This window comes from Kitasatospora phosalacinea (assembly GCF_000717185.1).
GTDB lineage: Bacteria > Actinomycetota > Actinomycetes > Streptomycetales > Streptomycetaceae > Kitasatospora > Kitasatospora phosalacinea_A.
This window is the reverse complement of record NZ_JNYE01000135.1, coordinates 1-15,996: the sequence shown is the minus strand read 5'-3', so window position 1 is coordinate 15,996 and position 15,996 is coordinate 1. Positions and strand designations below refer to the sequence as shown.

The following is a 15,996-nucleotide window of genomic DNA, read 5'->3' as shown; positions in this document are numbered from 1 at the left end:
TACGCCCAGAAGAGCATCGACCTGTCGGCCTACGCGGGCCAGAGCGTCACGGTGAAGTTCAACGCGGTCGAGGACTCCTCGCTGCAGACCTCCTTCGTGATCGACGACACCGCCGTCCAGACCGGCTGACCCACCCCGGGCCGGGGCCCGGCAGCCGCACCACACCGGCTGCCGGGCCCCGGCGCGTCCCGGCGCGCCGCCGTTCCCGGGTGTCCGAACGGTGAGATCCCGGAAACCCCCGGGCAACACGAAACACCCCCGAAACACCGCCGACGACGGCGCGAAATCCGGCCCGGCGACACTCCCCGCATGCTCCTCGCTGACTCCCCACCCACCCTGGACAGCGGCGACACCGCCTGGCTGCTGGCCTGCACCGCGCTCGTGCTGCTGATGACGCCGGGCCTCGCGCTGTTCTACGGCGGCATGGTGCGCACCAAGAGCGTGCTCAACATGATCATGATGAGCTTCGTGTCGATCGCCGTGGTCACCGTGGTCTGGCTGCTGGCCGGCTACTCGCTGGCCTTCGGCGAGGACGCGGGCTGGGGCCTGATCGGCTCGCTCGACCACCTCGGCATGGCCGGGATCACCCCGCACAGCCTCACCGGGGACGTCCCCACCCTGCTGTTCGCGACCTTCCAGCTGACCTTCGCGATCATCACCGCCGCGCTGATCTCCGGCGCCATCGCCGACCGCGCCAAGTTCGGCTCCTGGGTCGCCTTCACCGCGGTGTGGACGCTGCTGGTCTACGTCCCGGTCGCGCACTGGGTGTTCGCCCCCGACGGCTGGATCCTCCACCACCTCGGCGCCCTCGACTTCGCGGGCGGCACCGTCGTCGAGGTCAACTGCGGCGCCAGCGGCCTCGCCCTGGCCCTGCTGCTCGGCCCGCGCCTCGGCTTCAAGAAGGAGGCGATGCGCCCGCACAACCTGCCGCTGGTACTGCTCGGCGCCGGCCTGCTCTGGTTCGGCTGGTTCGGCTTCAACGGCGGCTCCGCGATGGGCGCCAACGGCCTGGCCGCCGCCGCCGTCCTCAACACCCAGGCGGCGGGCTGCGCGGGCCTGCTCGGCTGGCTGGTGGTCGAGAAGAAGCGCGACGGCCACGCCACCACCCTCGGCGCCGCCTCCGGCGCGGTCGCCGGACTGGTCGCCGTCACCCCCTCCTGCGGCAGCGTCGACCTGTTCGGCGCCCTGGTGATCGGCCTGGCCGCCGGCGTGGTCTGCTGCTACGCCGTCAGCTGGAAGTTCCGCCTCGGCTACGACGACTCGCTCGACGTGGTCGGCGTGCACTTCGTCGCGGGCGTCCTCGGCACCGTGCTGATCGGCCTGTTCGCCACCGCCGTGATGACCGGCGGCCCCGCCGGACTGCTGCACGGCGGCGGCCTCGGCCAGCTCTGCAAGCAGCTGGTCGCGGTGCTGGTGGTCGCCGGGTACGCGTTCGGCATGACGTACGGCATCGGCCGGGCGATCGACCGGGTGATGGGCTTCCGGGCCGCGCCCGAGCACGAACTCACCGGCCTGGACCTCGCCGTGCACGCCGAGAACGCGTACGATCACGGCGTCCTGGGCCACGGCTCCGCCACCGCCCACGCCAGTGTGCACCCGCACGGTGCGCCCGCCTCCGACAGGACCCGCTCCGCATGAAGCTGATCACCGCCGTCGTCAAGCCGTTCAAGCTGGACGAGGTCAAGACCGCGCTGCAGGAACTCGGCGTGCACGGCCTGACCGTCACCGAGGCCAGCGGCTACGGGCGGCAGCACGGCCACACCGAGGTGTACCGCGGTGCGGAGTACCGGATCGACCTGGTGCCGAAGGTCCGGATCGAGGTGGTGGTGGAGGACGAGGACGCCGAGCGGGTCACCGACGCGATCGTGGTCGCCGCCCGGACCGGGAAGATCGGCGACGGCAAGGTCTGGGTGGTGCCGGTGGACGGCATCGTCCGGGTCCGCACCGGCGAGCGCGGGCCGGACGCGGTCTGACGGTACGTCAATGCTCCTGCGGCCCCCGGGGGTTCCGCCTCCCGGGGGCCGCCGCCGTCCTCCGGCGCGCCCGTTAATCGGATGCGGGGCGGGCGGTTCCGGGTTAGGGTCCCGGTGTGTCCTCCTTCCAGCAGATCTACGGCTGACGCGGCCGGGGCAGTGCCCCGAGCCCGTGCGTCCCGCCCGCCCGCGCGCCCTTCGACGGCGCCCCGGCGGCGCGGTGTCTCGTCCACGCCCCCGTAGAACGGAAGCAGGTGCTCTCCGCATGACCCGTCGTGCCCACATCGCCATGGTCGGCATCCCGGCCGTCAGCCACGTCCGCCCCAGCCTGGAGGTGATCCGCGAGCTGGTCGCCCGCGGCCACCGGGTGACGTACGCCAACGACCCCGCGGTCGCCGAACTGATCGCCCCCACCGGCGCCGAGCTCGTCCCGTACCCTTCCACCCTGCCGGTCGCCGACCACGACTGGCCGGAGGACGCGATCGGCGCCATGCGCGTCTTCCTGGAGGACGCGATCGCCCTGCTGCCCCGGCTGCACGCCCACTACGACGCCGACCCGGCCGACCTCTACCTGTACGACATCGGCGCCTACGCGGCCCGGGCCCTGGCCGAGGCCCAGGGCAGGCCGGTCGTCCAGCTCTCGCCGACGCTCGTCGGGTGGGACGGCTACCAGGAGGAGGTCGGCGCCCAGCTGCGGCAGCTGCCCGGAGCCGACGCCTACTTCGACCGCTTCGCCCGGTGGCTGGCGGGCAACGGCGCCACCACGACGGACGTGGACGAGTTCTCCGGGCGGCCCGTCCGGGCCGTCGCGATGATCACCGAGGCGATGCAGCCGCACGCCGACCGGGTCGACCGGAAGGCGGTGGACTTCGTCGGCCCCTGCTTCGACCTGCGGGCCGAGCAGGGCAGTTGGCGGCGCCCGGCCGGGGCGGAGAAGGTGCTGCTGGTCTCGCTCGGCTCGGCGTACACCCGGCAGCCCGAGTTCTACCGCAACTGCCTGGCCGCCTTCGGCGGCCTCCCCGGCTGGCACCTGGTGCTGCAGATCGGCAGGCACACCGACCCGGCGGAGCTCGGCGAGGTCCCGCCCGGCGTCGAGGTGCACCCCTGGGTGCCGCAGCGGGCGGTGCTGGAGCAGGCCGACGCCTTCGTCACGCACGCCGGGATGGGCGGCTGCGGCGAGGGCCTGCTCGCCGGGGTGCCGATGATCGCGGTGCCGCAGGCCGCCGAGCAGTTCATGAACGCCGACCGGCTGGTCGAGCTCGGCGTGGCCCGCCGGATCGACACCGCGGACGCCACGCCGCAGGCGCTGCGGGCGGCGCTGGCCGAGCTGGTCGGCGACCCGCGGGTGGCGGCCCGCTCGCGGGAGCTGCGCGCGCGGGCGGCGTCCGAGGGCGGCACCGCCCGCGCCTGCGACCTGATCGAGCAGCAGCTGGGCTGAGCCGCCGCGGCCGCGCCGGGAGCGCCGGTCCGCCGCTGACGAACTGTCAGCGGCGGACCGGCGCTCCCGTTTCCGGGGGGATCAAGGGCAGGTCACGGGCGTGCAACCTCCCTTGACGGGCGTCCGGGCGGACCCTATGGTCATGCCACTGCAAGTTTCCAGCAAGTTTCAACGCTCTTGCAGCGTCCTTGCAGTAGCGACCCTCCCCCCGTCGCGCTGACGGCACCCCCCCCCCGCCGTCGCGGCCCCCCACCCTGCCGCCCCCCGTTCCGCGACCTGCGTCCGCGGCCCGGGCCTCCCCCCAGGAGCGCTCCCTTGCCCACCTCCGCCCCCGCCCGCAGAAGGCGCCTCGCCGCCGCCACCACCGCACTCGCGGCGCTCGGCCTCTCGGTCGGCGCCGGGCTCACGCTCGCGCCCACCGCCACCGCCACCCCGCCGGGCGGCAAGGACGTCACCGCCACCCTGTTCGAGTGGAAGTTCGACTCGGTGGCCAGGGCCTGCACCGACACCCTCGGCCCCGAGGGCTACGGCTTCGTCGAGGTCTCCCCGGCCCAGGAGCACATCCAGGGCGGCCAGTGGTGGACCTCCTACCAGCCCGTCAGCTACAAGATCGCGGGCCGGCTCGGCGACCGCGCCTCGTTCCAGAACATGGTGAACACCTGCCACGCCGCGGGCGTCAAGGTGATCGCCGACGCGGTGGTCAACCACATGAGCGCGGGCAGCGGCACCGGCACCGGCGGCACCACCTACGGCAAGTACAACTACCCGGGCTACTTCCAGGACCAGGACTTCCACTCCTGCCGGACGCAGATCAGCAACTACGGCGACCGCTCCAACGTCCAGAACTGCGAGCTGGTCGGCCTCTCCGACCTCAACACCGGCTCCGGCTACGTCCAGCAGACCATCGCCAACTACCTGAACGACCTGCTCACCCTGGGCGTCGACGGCTTCCGGATCGACGCCGCCAAGCACATCGCCGCGAGCGACCTGGCCGCCATCAAGTCGAAGGTGAGCAACCCCGACGCCTACTGGGTGCAGGAGGTCATCTACGGCGCGGGCGAGGCCGTCCAGCCCTCCGAGTACACCGGCAACGGCGACGTCGACGAGTTCCGCTCCGCGACCTGGCTGAAGAGCGCCTTCAACGGCGGCCGGATCGCCGACCTGCAGAGCTGGGGCAGCGGCCTGCTCGGCTCCGCCCAGGCCCGCACCTTCGTCGACAACTGGGACACCGAGCGCAACGGCTCCACCCTGACCTACAAGTACGGCTCCGCCTACACGCTGGCCAACGTCTTCATGCTGGCCAACCCGTACGGCTCGCCGAACGTCTACTCCGGCTACGCGTTCAGCAGCAACGACGACGGCCCGCCCAACGGCGGTGCGGTCAACGCCTGCTACCAGGACGGCTGGAACTGCACCCACGCCTGGCGCCAGGTCGCCAACATGGTCGGCTTCCGCAACGCGGTCTCCGGCACCGGCATGACCAACTGGTGGTCCAACGGCAACAACGCGATCGGCTTCGGCCGCGGCAGCAAGGGCTACGTGGCGATCAACCGGGAGTCCGGCCCGCTCACCCAGACCTTCCAGACCTCGCTGCCGGCCGGCACCTACTGCGACGTCCAGCACGGCGACCCGGTGAACGGCGGCTGCACCGGCCCGACCTACACCGTCGGACCGGACGGCAAGTTCACCGCCACCGTCGGCGCGGGCGACGCGGTCGCCCTGTACGTCGGCGCGGGCGGCGGCTCCACCGCGACCCCGACCCCGACCCCGTCGGCCTCCGCCTCCGCGTCCGCCTCGCCGTCCGGCTCCCCGACCGGCAGCGGCAACACCGCCACCGTCTTCTACTCGACGGACAAGAACTGGTCGGCCTACGACCTGCACTACGCGCCCACCGGCGGCACCTGGACCACCGTCCCCGGCGTGGCCATGGAGGCGGCCTGCACCGGCTGGGTGAAGAAGACCGTCAGCCTCGGCACCGCCACCGGCCTGGCCGCCACCTTCAACAACGGCAACGGCACCTGGGACAACAACGGCGGCAACAACTACGCCCTGGGCACCGGGAACGTCACCGTCAAGGGCGGCGCGACCGGCTCCGGCGACCCGTGCGCCACCGCCACCGCCTCCCCGTCCGCCTCGGCCTCGGCGTCCGCGTCCTCCTCCCCGTCGGTCGGCAGCGGCGCCTCCTTCGCGGTCAACGCCACCACCGCGGTCGGCCAGAACGTCTACGTGGTCGGCGACGCGGCCGCACTCGGCGGCTGGGACACCTCGAAGGCGCTGCCGCTCTCCGCCGCGTCCTACCCGGTGTGGAAGCTGGACGTGGCGCTGAACGCGGGCACCGCGATCCAGTACAAGTACGTCCGCAAGGACGCCGCCGGGAACGTCACCTGGGAGAGCGGCGCCAACCGCACCGCGACCGTCCCGGCGAGCGGCAAGGTCGCGCTCAACGACACCTGGCGCAGCTGAGCCGGGTGACCGGCCGGGGCCGGTAGGTCACGGTCCGGGCGGCCAAACCGCCCGAACGGATGGAATCCCGGTTCCGGGGGAGCCGGGATTCCGTCCCGCTGGAAGCATCGGGCGGGTGAGCACCCCCACCCCCACCCTCCAGCCCCCCGCGCCCCTCCTGGACGTCGAACTCTGCGGCGGCCGCTGGGACGGACACCGCAAGCGGGTCCGGCCCGGCGCGCCGCCGCCGTCGTTGCGGATGGTGCTGCGCGCCGAGCTCCCCGACCCGGCGCGCGGCGAGCAGTGGCCCACCACCAGCGTGTACCGCTTCGACCCGGACGGGCCGCGGCCGCGCTACCGCCACTCGCACGACGAGTGAGCCGGGCGGCCCCGGGGCGTCAGCCGCGTCCGACGTACGGCATCGCGGTGGCCATCACGGTGGCGAACTGCACGTTCGCCTCCAGCGGCAGCTCCGCCATGTGCCGCACCGTGCGGGCCACGTCCGCGACGTCCATGGTCGGCTCGGGCACGAACCGGCCGTCCGCCTGCCGCACCCCCGTGGCCATCGCGGCCGTCATGTCGGTGGCCGCGTTGCCGATGTCGATCTGCCCGCAGGCGATCCGGTACGGGCGGCCCTCCAGCGACAGGGCGCGGGTCAGGCCGGTGACGGCGTGCTTGGTCGCGGTGTAGGCGATCGCGTGCGGGCGGGGCGCGTGGGCGGAGACCGAGCCGTTGTTGACGATCCGTCCGCCCTGCGGGTCCTGTGCCTTCATCCGGCGGAACGCGGCCCGCGCGCACAGGAAGGCGCCGGTCAGGTTGAGGTCGACCACGGCCCGCCAGTCGGCCGCCGCCACCTCCTCGACCGGGGCGGACGGGCCGAACGTCCCGGCGTTGTTGAACAGCAGGTCGATCCGGCCGAAGCGCCCGGTCGCGGCGTCGAACAGCGCCTCCACCTGCTCCTCGTCGGTCACGTCGGCGGGCACCGCCAGCACCCGGTCGGGCCCGAGCCCGGCGGCGGTCTCCGCCAGCGCCCCGGCCCGGCGCCCGGCCAGCACCAGCCGCCAGTCGGCCGCGGCGAGTTCGCGGGCCACGGCGCGGCCGACGCCGCTGCCCGCACCGGTGACGACGGCAACCTGACGGGACACGCGCACACTCCTCAGGGTGGTTTCCGGACGCGGAACCCCATGATCGCGGGGGCGGGCCGCCGCGTCAGCCGGAGGATCGTCCAATCCCGCTCCGGGGCGGCCCGGACCCCGCCGACCGGCGGGAACCGCCCCCCGCCGACCGGCTGGACCGCCCCCGCCGACCGGCTGGACCGCCCCCGCCGACCGGCGGGTCGCGGGCCCTGTCGCAACCGGGCCCGAGGGGCGGCACGTCATAGGATCACGGGAGGTCCGGACCGCCGCAGCGCGCGCGGCCGGGGCCGCACCCCGGGGTGGCCGGTGGCAGTGTCGCGGCGTCCCCGGCCCTCACTGACCAGGGCCTGCACCCGGCTGCCGGGCCGGCCCTCCGCCCGGAGAGACCACCGTGCTGCCGCAGCCCCGCCCCGCCGCCCGCCGCTCCGCGGCCGCCGCCGCCCTGCTCGCCCTCGCCGTCCCGCTCACCGCCTGCGGCAGCCCGGGCGGCGCGTCCGACGCCCGGGCGGCGGTCTCCGCCGACCGGAGCCCCGCCGCGCCCTCCGCCCCGGCGAGCAGCAGCGCGCCGCCGCCGAAGCCGTCCAGGGTGCTGATGCCGACCGGCCCGGCCGCCCGGTTCTCGACGGCCCGCGACACCGACGCCGGTCCGATCCTGATGACCACCCTGACCGGCGCCAAGTCCGGGGTCAGCGGGAAGGTCTGGGTCTGGCTGCCCCCGCAGTACGACGACCCGCAGTACGCGAGGACCGGCTTCCCGGTGCTGACCCTGTACGCGGGCGGGCAGAGCGCGGGCTACAACACCTGGACGGACGACCAGCTGCCGATCCAGGAGATCGACCAGCAGCTGGCCGCCGAGGGCCGGGCCCACCCGTTCATCATGATCATGCCGGTGCAGAACCTGGAGTCCAGCGAGTCCAGGGCGCTGGAGTGCGCCGACATCCCCGGCCAGCCGAGGATCGGCACCTGGATGGCCGAGGACGTCCCGGACTTCGTCCGCGCCAACTTCCGCACCGTCAGGGGCCGGGACGGCTGGGCCGTGATGGGCGCCTCCACCGGTGCGTTCTGCAGCGCGAAGCTCGCCCTGCAGCACCCCGACGTGTTCAGGGCCGCGGTGCCGATCGACGGCTACTGGGACCCCGACTCGCCGCTCTGGAAGGGCCACGAGCAGGAGCGCCTGGCCAACAGCCCCGACGAGCTGGTCGCCGCGGGCACCGCCGACGTGCGGGTGCTGGCCACCGCGGGCGGCGCCAACGCGTACGAGACCGGGCTGGTGAAGGAGTGGGTGGCCAGGGCCAAGGCCCCCACCACCGTCGAGTACTACGAGCAGCCCGGCGGCAAGCACCTCACCTCGGACTTCAAGAAGGTGATCCCCACCGCGCTGGAGTGGCTGACCGCCAACACCGCCGGGCCGGAGGCCGACTGACCGCGGGCCGCCGCCCGCGGGCGAAGGCAAAGCTTCGTCAAAAACCGCCACAGGACGCCGAGAAGCGCTCTGACCTGCACATCAATCGGTCGTTCATTCGCCCCTGATGGACTGCCGTCACCCTGGAGCCGTGGACCGGAGAACTGGACCGGGGTTACGCCGCACCGCGGCCCCCGCTCCGGCCAGCCCAGACCGTCGTGAAGAGAGCGCCATGCCCCGTCACCTGCTGCCCGTCGGCCCCGCGACCACCCCCGCCCAGCGCGGGAACGGCACTGCCGCCCGGCAGGGCGGGGCGCCGGCACCCGCCCCCGTCCCGGCCCCGGCGGTCGAGCCCGTCCCGTTCGCCGGGCTCACCCTGCTGCACGCCGCCGTCCGCCGCGACCTCGCCCGCATCCCGCAGGCGCTGCGCCTGCTCCAGCCCGACGACGCCGAGACGGCCGGGGCGCTCAAGCGGCACTGGGACTTCGTCACCGCGATGGTCACCTGCCACCACGAGCAGCAGGACACCCGGCTGTGGCCGGTGCTGCGGCGCTTCGCCCCCGAGCTGCGGCTGCTGCTCAACTGGCTGGAGTCCGACCACCACAACCTCGACCAGTGCTTCACCCGCACCACCACCCTGGTCGGCATCGCCACCCGCGACCCGGCCAGCGCCTGGCCGGTCTCCTACGCGGTCGAGGAGCTGGCCGCCCGGGTGGAGACCCACCTGCGGATCGAGGAGCGCCAGCTGCTGCCCCGGATGGCGGGCGTCTTCCAACCCGGCTCCCGGATCGGCACCCTGCCGGAACTGCTCGACCTGCTCCGCCACGCCGACGGCCCGTCCGCCTCCGACGCCCTGGTCTGGCTGCTGGAGGGCGTCGACCCGGCCCGGGTCGACCGGCTGCTCGCCGACTGCGACGACGAGACGGCGCGCCACTGGCCGCACTGGCGCGACACGTACGCCCGCTGCACCGACCGGCTGTGGGGGCCGCCCGGGCAGTGACCGGCGCCCCGGATCCGTCCGGGGCGTGAGCAGCACGACCCGGGCATACTGTCCCGGCGGGACTGATGTCCCGCCGGGACATTTTCAGTAGTACGGTGGGGCCATGAGCAGCGAGCAGCCCGCACCCGGCCCCGGAGCCGGCCACCCCGGAGCCGACCGCCCCGGGGCGGCCGCGTCCGGGGAGGCCGGGCGGCGCGAGCGCAAGGCCCGCCGCACCCGCGAGACGATGGCCGCCGCCGCACTGCGCCTCACCCTGGCGCACGGCCTCGCCGCCCTCGCCGTCGAGGACGTCACCGACGCCGCCGACGTCTCCCGGCGCACCTTCAGCCGCCACTTCGCCTCCCGCGAGGACGCCGTGCTGGACTGCCTGCGCGCCGACTTCACCCGGATCAACGAGGCGCTCGCCGCCCGCCCCGCCGCCGAGGCGCCGGTCGCCGCCTACCGCGCCGCCGTCACCGCCTGGCTGCACGACCCCGACCCCGAGCACCCCGCCTGGCACCGCCGCCCCGGCATGCGCGACCTGTTCGTGCTGATCGACGAGGAACCCGCGCTGACCGCCGCGTTCCGGCGGATCTCGGTCGCCGAGGAGGAGCGCTCGATCCGGCTGGTCGCCGCCCGGCTCGGCCTGCACCCGGAGACCGACCTGCGGCCCGCCGTCGCCGTCGGCCTCGGCGTCGCCGCCCTGCACGCCGCCACCCGCACCTGGGTGCGCGACCCCGCGGGCGACCTGCCCACCCTGCTCGACCGCGCCTTCGACCTGGCCGCGGCCGAACCCCCGCGCTGACCACCCGTCGGCCGGGAACAGCACCAGCCGCGCCCACCCCCGCGCGGCGCACGAGAGGAACCACCACCCATGACCATCCAGGAGACCGCCGCCCAGGAGCCCGTCGACCGGGAGTTCGCCGGCCGCACCGCCCTCGTCACCGGAGGAGCCTCCGGCATCGGGCTGGCGACCGCCACCCTGCTCGCCGCCCGCGGCGCGCACGTCGCGATCGCCGACCACAACCTGGACGGCGCCCGCGAAGCCGCCGCCGCCATCGGGGCCACCGGCGCGAAGACGCTCGCCGTGCAGCTCGACGTCACCGATCCGGCCTCGGTGCAGGCCGCGGTCCGGGCCACCGTCGAGGGCCTCGGACCGCTCCGCCTCGCCGTCAACAACGCGGGCATCGGCGGCCCGAGCGCCCCCACCGGCGAGTACGACCCCGAGGCGTGGCGCCGGGTGCTGGCCACCAACCTGGACGGCGTCTTCTACTCGCTGCGCCACGAACTGCCGGAGATCCTGGCGGCCGGCGGCGGCGCGATCGTCAACACGGCCTCCATCCTCGGCACCAACGGCTTCGCCGGATCGCCCGCGTACGTCGCCGCCAAGCACGGCGTGGTCGGGCTGACCAAGACCACCGCCATCGAGTACGCCGCGCAGGGCGTGCGGGTCAACGCGGTCGGCCCCGGCTTCATCGACACCCCGCTGCTCAAGGACACCGACCCGGCCGGACGCGAGCAGCTGGTCGCGCTGCACCCCGCCGGGCGCCTGGGCCGGGCCGAGGAGGTCGCCGAACTGATCGCCTTCCTGCTGTCGGACCGGGCGTCCTTCGTCACCGGCAGCTACCACCTGGTCGACGGCGGCTACGCCGCCCGCTGAGCCGTAACCACCCGGGGGGCCGATCGCGAAGGAGCGTCCACACCATGAAGGCAGTCCAGTACCGCACCGTCGGCGGCCACCCCGAGGTGGTCACCGTCCCCGACCCCGAACCCGGCCCCGGGCAGGTCCTGCTGAAGGTCACCGCCGCGGGCGTCTGCCACTCCGACATCGCCGTGATGAGCTGGTCGGCCGAGCAGCTGCCGTTCCCGCTGCCGCTGACCCTCGGCCACGAGGGCGTCGGCACCGTCGCCGCGCTCGGCGCGGGCGTCACCGGCCTCACCGAGGGCGAGTCGGTCGCCGTGTACGGCCCGTGGGGCTGCGGCAGCTGCGCCAAGTGCGCGGAGGGCAAGGAGAACTACTGCCTGCGCGCGGGCAGCCTCGGCATCATGCCGCCCGGGCTGGGCGCGCCCGGCGCGATGGCCGAGTACATGGTCGTCGACGACCCGCGGCACCTCGTCCCGCTCGGCGACCTCGACCCGGTGCGCACCGTCCCGCTCACCGACGCCGGGCTGACGCCCTACCACGCGATCAAGCGCTCGCTGCCGAAGCTCGTCCCCGGCTCCACCGCGGTCGTCATCGGCACCGGCGGCCTCGGGCACGTCGCGATCCAGCTGCTGCGGGCGATGACCGCGGCCCGGGTGGTCGCGCTCGACGTCACCGAGGAGAAGCTCGCCCTGGCCCGCGCCGTCGGCGCGCACGAGGCGGTGCTCTCGGACGGCGCGGCGGCCGGGAAGGTGCGCGAACTCACCGCCGGGCTGGGCGCGCAGGCCGTGTTCGACTTCGTCGGCGCCCCGCCCACCACCGCCCTGGCCGGGCAGCTCGCCGCCGTCGAGGGCGACGTCACCATCGTCGGCATCGGCGGCGGCACCCTGGAGGTCGGCTTCGGCGTCCTCCCGTACGAGGTCTCCGTCACCTCCCCGTACTGGGGCAGCCGCTCCGAACTGGTCGAGGTCCTCGACCTGGCCCGGGCCGGCGCGGTCGACGTGCACGTCGAGACGTACGGCATCGACGAGGCGCCGCTCGCCTACGAGCGCCTGCAGGCGGGCAAGGTCAACGGGCGGGCGGTGATCCTGCCCAACGGCTGACGCGGCGCGGCCGGCGGCCCCCGCCCGCGGGCCGGGGGCCGCTACCGGCGTTCGACCACCCGGACGCCGCCGCCCGGGCGCCGGCTGCTGATCTCCAGGTGGTCGCCGGCCACCTCGGTCAGCGCCGCGCCGGTGACCTCCAGCCGGAACGCGTGGTACGGGCCGGGCGGCGGCTCGGGCAGCCCGGCCTCGTACGCCGCGATCTCCGCCGGGTCGGTCAACTCGACGGCCACCAGGGAGAGTTTGGCGTCACCGCCGGGCATGTCGGTGCCGGGGCCCGGGTTCGAGTGCAGCGCGCAGCGACCGTCCCGCCGCAGGTCGGCCGCCTTGACCGCGCCGGACACCGAGCCGAGGAACAACCCGCCGCGCTGGAAGTCGACTTCGGTGCCGCTGACCCGCGGTGAGCCGTCCCGCTTCAGGGTGGCCAGGACGTGGTGCCTGTGCGCCGTGAAACGGGCCCGGATCCGCGGGGCGAGGTCGGGGGCCTGCTGCTCGAACTCCTGCCAGGTCGTCATGGCGCGGAGCGTGGGCGGCGGGGATCCCGGGCGCTGTCGGCGGCGCGCCCTACACTCGGCCGGATGGAGACCTACATCGCCTTCCTGCGGGCGATCAACGTCGGTGGCCGCACCGTGAAGATGGACCGGTTGCGGGAGCTGTTCACGGGCCTGGGGCTGGAGGGGGTGCGGACGTACATCCAGAGCGGGAACGTGTTCTTCCGCAGCGCGGAGGCCGACCGGGCCGCGCTGACCGCCCGGATCGAGGCCGGGCTGGAGGCCGGACTCGGGTACCCGGTGCCGGTGCTGCTGCGGACGGTCGACGAGGTCGAGGCGCTGCTCGCGCTGGAGCCGTTCGCGGCGGTGGAGCCCGCGGAGGACAAGCGGCTGTGCGTGCTGTTCCTGTCCGAGCCGCTGCCGGAGGAGGTCCGGGCCGCGCTGCCGGTCGCCTCGCCGAAGGGCGACTGGGAGATGATCGGCGCCACCGCGGACGCGGCGTTCGTGGTGATGCACGTGCGCAACGGCCGGTTGAACGGCAACCCGGCCACCGCGTTCCCCAAGTCGTACCGGGGGCACGCCACTTCGCGCTTCTTCCACACCACCGGGAAGATCGTCGCGGCGGCCCGCAAGGGCTGAGGGCCGGCTCCCGCCCGGTGGTCAACTCCCGTCGCGTCGGGCCGACTCGGCGAGCCGCTCGGCCAACTCCGTGACGCGCGTCCGGAGTTCGGCGGGATGGACGATCGTGAACGGGCGGTCCAGGGCGGCCAGCACGCCCGGTACCCAGTCGAGTGCGGCGACCCGCAGTTCGACGTCCGACCAGCCCTCGGCGTCCGGCCCTTCCAGCAGGGCCAGCCCGGCCGGGAAGTGCGCGCGGATCCGGTCGGCGTCCGCCCGGATCCGCAGCCGGACGTGGTGGCGGTGCGGGGCGGTGGCCAGGGCGTGCAGGACGCGGTCGGTCGGGGCCGGGCCGGGCGGCGGGGTGAAGGTGCCGGGCAGCGGGCGGGGCGCGGCCAGCCGGTCCAGGCGGAACAGGCGCTCGGCGCGGGCGCCGGTGTCCCGGCCGGTCAGGTACCAGCGGCCCGCGTGCAGCACCAACCCGTGCGGCAGGACGGACCGTTCGCCGCTGCGGCCGTCCGCGGAGGTGTAGCGGAAGGCGAGCGGGCGGCGGTGGTGCACCGCGTCGGCGACGGTCAGCAGCGCCTCCGGGTCGGGGGCGGCTTCCGGGGTGGCGGGTGCGGTTTCCGGGGCGGCGGGTGCGGGCCTGGCGGTGAAGGTCAGCGCCTCCCGCAGGGCGTCCAGGCGGTGGGTGAGCCGACGGGGCAGCACCCGGCGGATCTTCGCGGCGGCCGTCCCGCTCGCGGCGGCGGGGGCGGCGGACAGTCCGGCCCGCTCCGCGGCGGCCAGGCCGAACAGGACGGCCAGCGCCTCCTCGTCGGTGAGCATCAGCGGCGGCAGCCGGTGCCCCGGCGCGAGCCGGTAGCCGCCGTAGCGGCCGCGCACCGACTCCACCGGCAGGTCCAGCTCGACCAGCTGGGCGACGTACCGGCGGACGGTGCGCTCGTCCACCTCCAGCCGTTCGGCCAGCTCCGCGACGCTGCGGACGCCGCCGGACTGCAGCAGCTCCAGCAGGGTGAGGACGCGGGCCAGGGGTCGGGTCATGCCGTCCATCCTCCTCCCGGTACCGGGCGGATTCCGCCCGGTACCCCCTCTAGCGTCGAGTCGACCGCACCGGAACGCACACCGGAACGCACACCGGAACGCCGGACCGGAACGCCGGACCGGCACACCGCACAGGAGCCCCGCATGCACCTCGTCTCCGTCCGCCTGATCACCGCCGACGTCGACCGCCTGGTCGCGTTCTACGAGCGGGCCACCGGCCTGGCCGCCGTCCGGGCCACTCCGGACTTCGCCGAACTGCTCACCCCCGCCGGTACGTTGGCGATCGGCAGCGTCCGCACCGTGCCGCTGTTCGCGCCGGGTTCGGCCGAACCGGCCGCGAACCGCAGCGCGATCGTCGAGTTCCTGGTCGAGGACGTCGACCTGCTGCACCGCCGACTCGCCGACGGCGGTGCGGAGTTCGTCAGCGGGCCGGTGACCCTCCCGTGGGGCAACCGCTCGCTGCTGCTCCGCGACCCGGACGGCACCCTGGTCAACTTCTTCACGCCGGTGATGCCGGAAGCCCGGGCCAGGCAGGGGCTCTGACGGTGCGTCAGCTCCGGGGACTGCTACTGCTGCTGCAGCGTGCGCAGCCACACCAGCAGCAGGGCGGTCTCCGCCTCGCCCAACGGGCCGGTCCGCTGCGCCGGTCGGGCCTCCAGCTGGGCCTCCAGTTGGCGGGCGGCCCCGGCGAGCCGGTCCTCTTCGGGGGCGGGGGCGGCGGCCGACTCGTCCAGGCAGGCGGCGAAGACCGCGTCCCGGACCCGGGTCGGCAGCGCGGGGTCGGCGAAGCGCTCGGGCTGGGAGAGCAGGCTGAGGGTGACGCCGACGTTGGCCGCCAGGATCGCCTGCGCGGCCTCCTCGGCGGGGATCCGCAGCGCGCCGACCGCCGCGCACCGCTCCAGGGTCCGCTTGAGCAGGTCGAAGATCCGGGCGGCGGTCTCCGGCACCTCGGGCAGCGCGGGGGAGAACATCAGCCGGTACAGCGCCCGGTTGGACAGCGCGAAGTCCAGGTGGTCGTCCCAGCCCGCGCGCAGGTCGGCGACGGGGTCGTCGGTGACGGCGAGGCCCTGCTTGCGGCCGATGTAGCGTTCGAAGCCGTGCGCGACCAGCGCGGTCAGCAGGCCGTTCTTGTCGCCGAACAGGCGGTACAGGACGGGCTGCTTGACGCCGACGGCCACGCACACGGCGCGGGTCGAGACGTCGCTGTCGGGGGACTCCGCCAGCAGGTCCTCGGCGGCTTCGAGCATCCGGGAGCGCAGGTCGCCGGTCCCCCGGGGGGTGGTGCCGGTGGTGGCGTCGCTCATGGCCTGGTCCTCGCCTGTCTGTTCTTCGGTCCCGCGCTGCCCGGCCAGCGTAGTGGAGGCCGGGCGGCGCGGGACCGGACCGGCCCGGCGCCGCTACGCGGCGGGGGCGTCGGTGGGGGTGCCGGTGGGGGTGCCGGTGGGGGTGCCGGTGGCGGTGGCCGGGGCGTCATCGGCCGGAGCGGAGCCGGTCCCGTTGATCATGGCGGTGGTCAGGACGTGGCCGCCGATGCCCCAGCCGCCGTCGGCGACCTCCTCGACCAGGACCATGGTGTTCTGCCGGGCGCGTTCGCCGTAGACCTCGGCGTACAGGTCGGTGGTGCGGTCGACGATCAGCTGCTTCTGCGCCGGGGTCAGGGTGTCGGCGGGAACCTTGAAGTTGGCGAAAGGCACGGTGTTCTCCTCGGGCGGCGGGACGGGCGGGTGG

At 74.7% G+C, this 15,996-nt stretch carries 16 protein-coding genes and 1 pseudogene; 12 read left to right on the top strand and 5 right to left on the bottom strand.

The window, feature by feature from the left end:
- The first annotated feature begins 309 nt into the window (after positions 1-309).
- The 5 genes from OO57_RS35130 to OO57_RS35110 all read left to right on the top strand — a co-directional run bounded on the left by OO57_RS35130 (position 310) and on the right by OO57_RS35110 (position 6,232).
- A complete protein-coding gene (locus OO57_RS35130; protein ID WP_033256852.1) occupies positions 310-1,638 on the top strand; it encodes an ammonium transporter in 1,329 nt (442 codons plus the stop codon).
- Positions 1,635-1,973, top strand: coding sequence for a P-II family nitrogen regulator (locus OO57_RS35125; RefSeq protein WP_033256851.1), 339 nt, complete (start codon positions 1,635-1,637; stop codon positions 1,971-1,973). Before OO57_RS35130 ends, OO57_RS35125 begins: the two co-directional genes overlap by 4 nt.
- Before the next feature lie 265 nt (positions 1,974-2,238).
- Complete coding sequence (locus OO57_RS35120; RefSeq protein WP_063737715.1) at positions 2,239-3,411, top strand: macrolide family glycosyltransferase; 1,173 nt, start codon at positions 2,239-2,241, stop codon at positions 3,409-3,411.
- Between the two features lie 315 nt (positions 3,412-3,726).
- Positions 3,727-5,874, top strand: coding sequence for a carbohydrate binding domain-containing protein (locus OO57_RS35115; protein WP_081974186.1), 2,148 nt, complete (start codon positions 3,727-3,729; stop codon positions 5,872-5,874).
- Between the two features lie 115 nt (positions 5,875-5,989).
- On the top strand, positions 5,990-6,232 hold the full coding sequence (locus tag OO57_RS35110) for a hypothetical protein (protein ID WP_033256849.1): 243 nt from the start codon (positions 5,990-5,992) through the stop codon (positions 6,230-6,232).
- A 19-nt stretch (positions 6,233-6,251) separates the two neighbouring features.
- On the opposite strand, the gene OO57_RS35105 is transcribed toward OO57_RS35110, so the two are convergent.
- On the bottom strand, positions 6,252-6,998 hold the full coding sequence (locus OO57_RS35105) for an SDR family oxidoreductase (RefSeq protein ID WP_418909937.1): 747 nt from the start codon (positions 6,996-6,998) through the stop codon (positions 6,252-6,254).
- A 382-nt stretch (positions 6,999-7,380) separates the two neighbouring features.
- On the opposite strand from OO57_RS35105, the gene OO57_RS35100 reads away from it, so the two are divergent.
- From OO57_RS35100 to OO57_RS35080, 5 genes are all read left to right on the top strand, one after another.
- On the top strand, positions 7,381-8,412 hold the full coding sequence (locus OO57_RS35100; protein WP_033256848.1) for an alpha/beta hydrolase: 1,032 nt from the start codon (positions 7,381-7,383) through the stop codon (positions 8,410-8,412).
- 211 nt (positions 8,413-8,623) lie between these two features.
- Positions 8,624-9,391: a hemerythrin domain-containing protein gene (locus OO57_RS35095; protein ID WP_033256847.1), complete on the top strand. Its 768-nt coding sequence runs from the start codon at positions 8,624-8,626 to the stop codon at positions 9,389-9,391.
- A 103-nt stretch (positions 9,392-9,494) separates the two neighbouring features.
- Positions 9,495-10,175, top strand: coding sequence for a TetR family transcriptional regulator (locus OO57_RS35090; RefSeq protein WP_033256846.1), 681 nt, complete (start codon positions 9,495-9,497; stop codon positions 10,173-10,175).
- Between the two features lie 69 nt (positions 10,176-10,244).
- Complete coding sequence (locus OO57_RS35085) at positions 10,245-11,030, top strand: SDR family NAD(P)-dependent oxidoreductase (protein WP_033256845.1); 786 nt, start codon at positions 10,245-10,247, stop codon at positions 11,028-11,030.
- 44 nt (positions 11,031-11,074) lie between these two features.
- Positions 11,075-12,115 (top strand): NAD(P)-dependent alcohol dehydrogenase, encoded by a 1,041-nt coding sequence (locus OO57_RS35080; RefSeq protein WP_033256844.1) that lies wholly within the window; start codon positions 11,075-11,077, stop codon positions 12,113-12,115.
- A gap of 41 nt (positions 12,116-12,156) precedes the next feature.
- On the opposite strand, the gene OO57_RS35075 is transcribed toward OO57_RS35080, so the two are convergent.
- On the bottom strand, positions 12,157-12,630 hold the full coding sequence (locus OO57_RS35075) for a pyridoxamine 5'-phosphate oxidase (RefSeq protein WP_033256843.1): 474 nt from the start codon (positions 12,628-12,630) through the stop codon (positions 12,157-12,159).
- Between the two features lie 63 nt (positions 12,631-12,693).
- Here OO57_RS35075 and OO57_RS35070 point away from each other — a divergent pair, with 63 nt between their 5' ends.
- A complete protein-coding gene (locus tag OO57_RS35070) occupies positions 12,694-13,245 on the top strand; it encodes a DUF1697 domain-containing protein (RefSeq protein WP_033256842.1) in 552 nt (183 codons plus the stop codon).
- Positions 13,246-13,266: 21 nt separating this feature from the next.
- On the opposite strand, the gene OO57_RS35065 is transcribed toward OO57_RS35070, so the two are convergent.
- The gene (locus tag OO57_RS35065) at positions 13,267-14,268 is read right to left on the bottom strand and encodes a helix-turn-helix transcriptional regulator (protein ID WP_033256841.1); all 1,002 of its coding nucleotides are present in this window, start codon (positions 14,266-14,268) and stop codon (positions 13,267-13,269) included.
- A gap of 144 nt (positions 14,269-14,412) precedes the next feature.
- On the opposite strand from OO57_RS35065, the gene OO57_RS35060 reads away from it, so the two are divergent.
- On the top strand, positions 14,413-14,811 hold the full coding sequence (locus OO57_RS35060) for a VOC family protein (protein ID WP_033256840.1): 399 nt from the start codon (positions 14,413-14,415) through the stop codon (positions 14,809-14,811).
- Between the two features lie 23 nt (positions 14,812-14,834).
- On the opposite strand, the gene OO57_RS35055 is transcribed toward OO57_RS35060, so the two are convergent.
- Positions 14,835-15,572 carry a TetR/AcrR family transcriptional regulator gene (locus tag OO57_RS35055; RefSeq protein ID WP_033256839.1) on the bottom strand — a complete coding sequence of 246 codons (738 nt, stop codon included), beginning with the start codon at positions 15,570-15,572 and terminating at the stop codon, positions 14,835-14,837.
- A 189-nt stretch (positions 15,573-15,761) separates the two neighbouring features.
- A pseudogene (locus OO57_RS35050) lies at positions 15,762-15,962 on the bottom strand (tautomerase family protein); the annotation flags it as partial.
- Positions 15,963-15,996 lie beyond the last annotated feature (34 nt).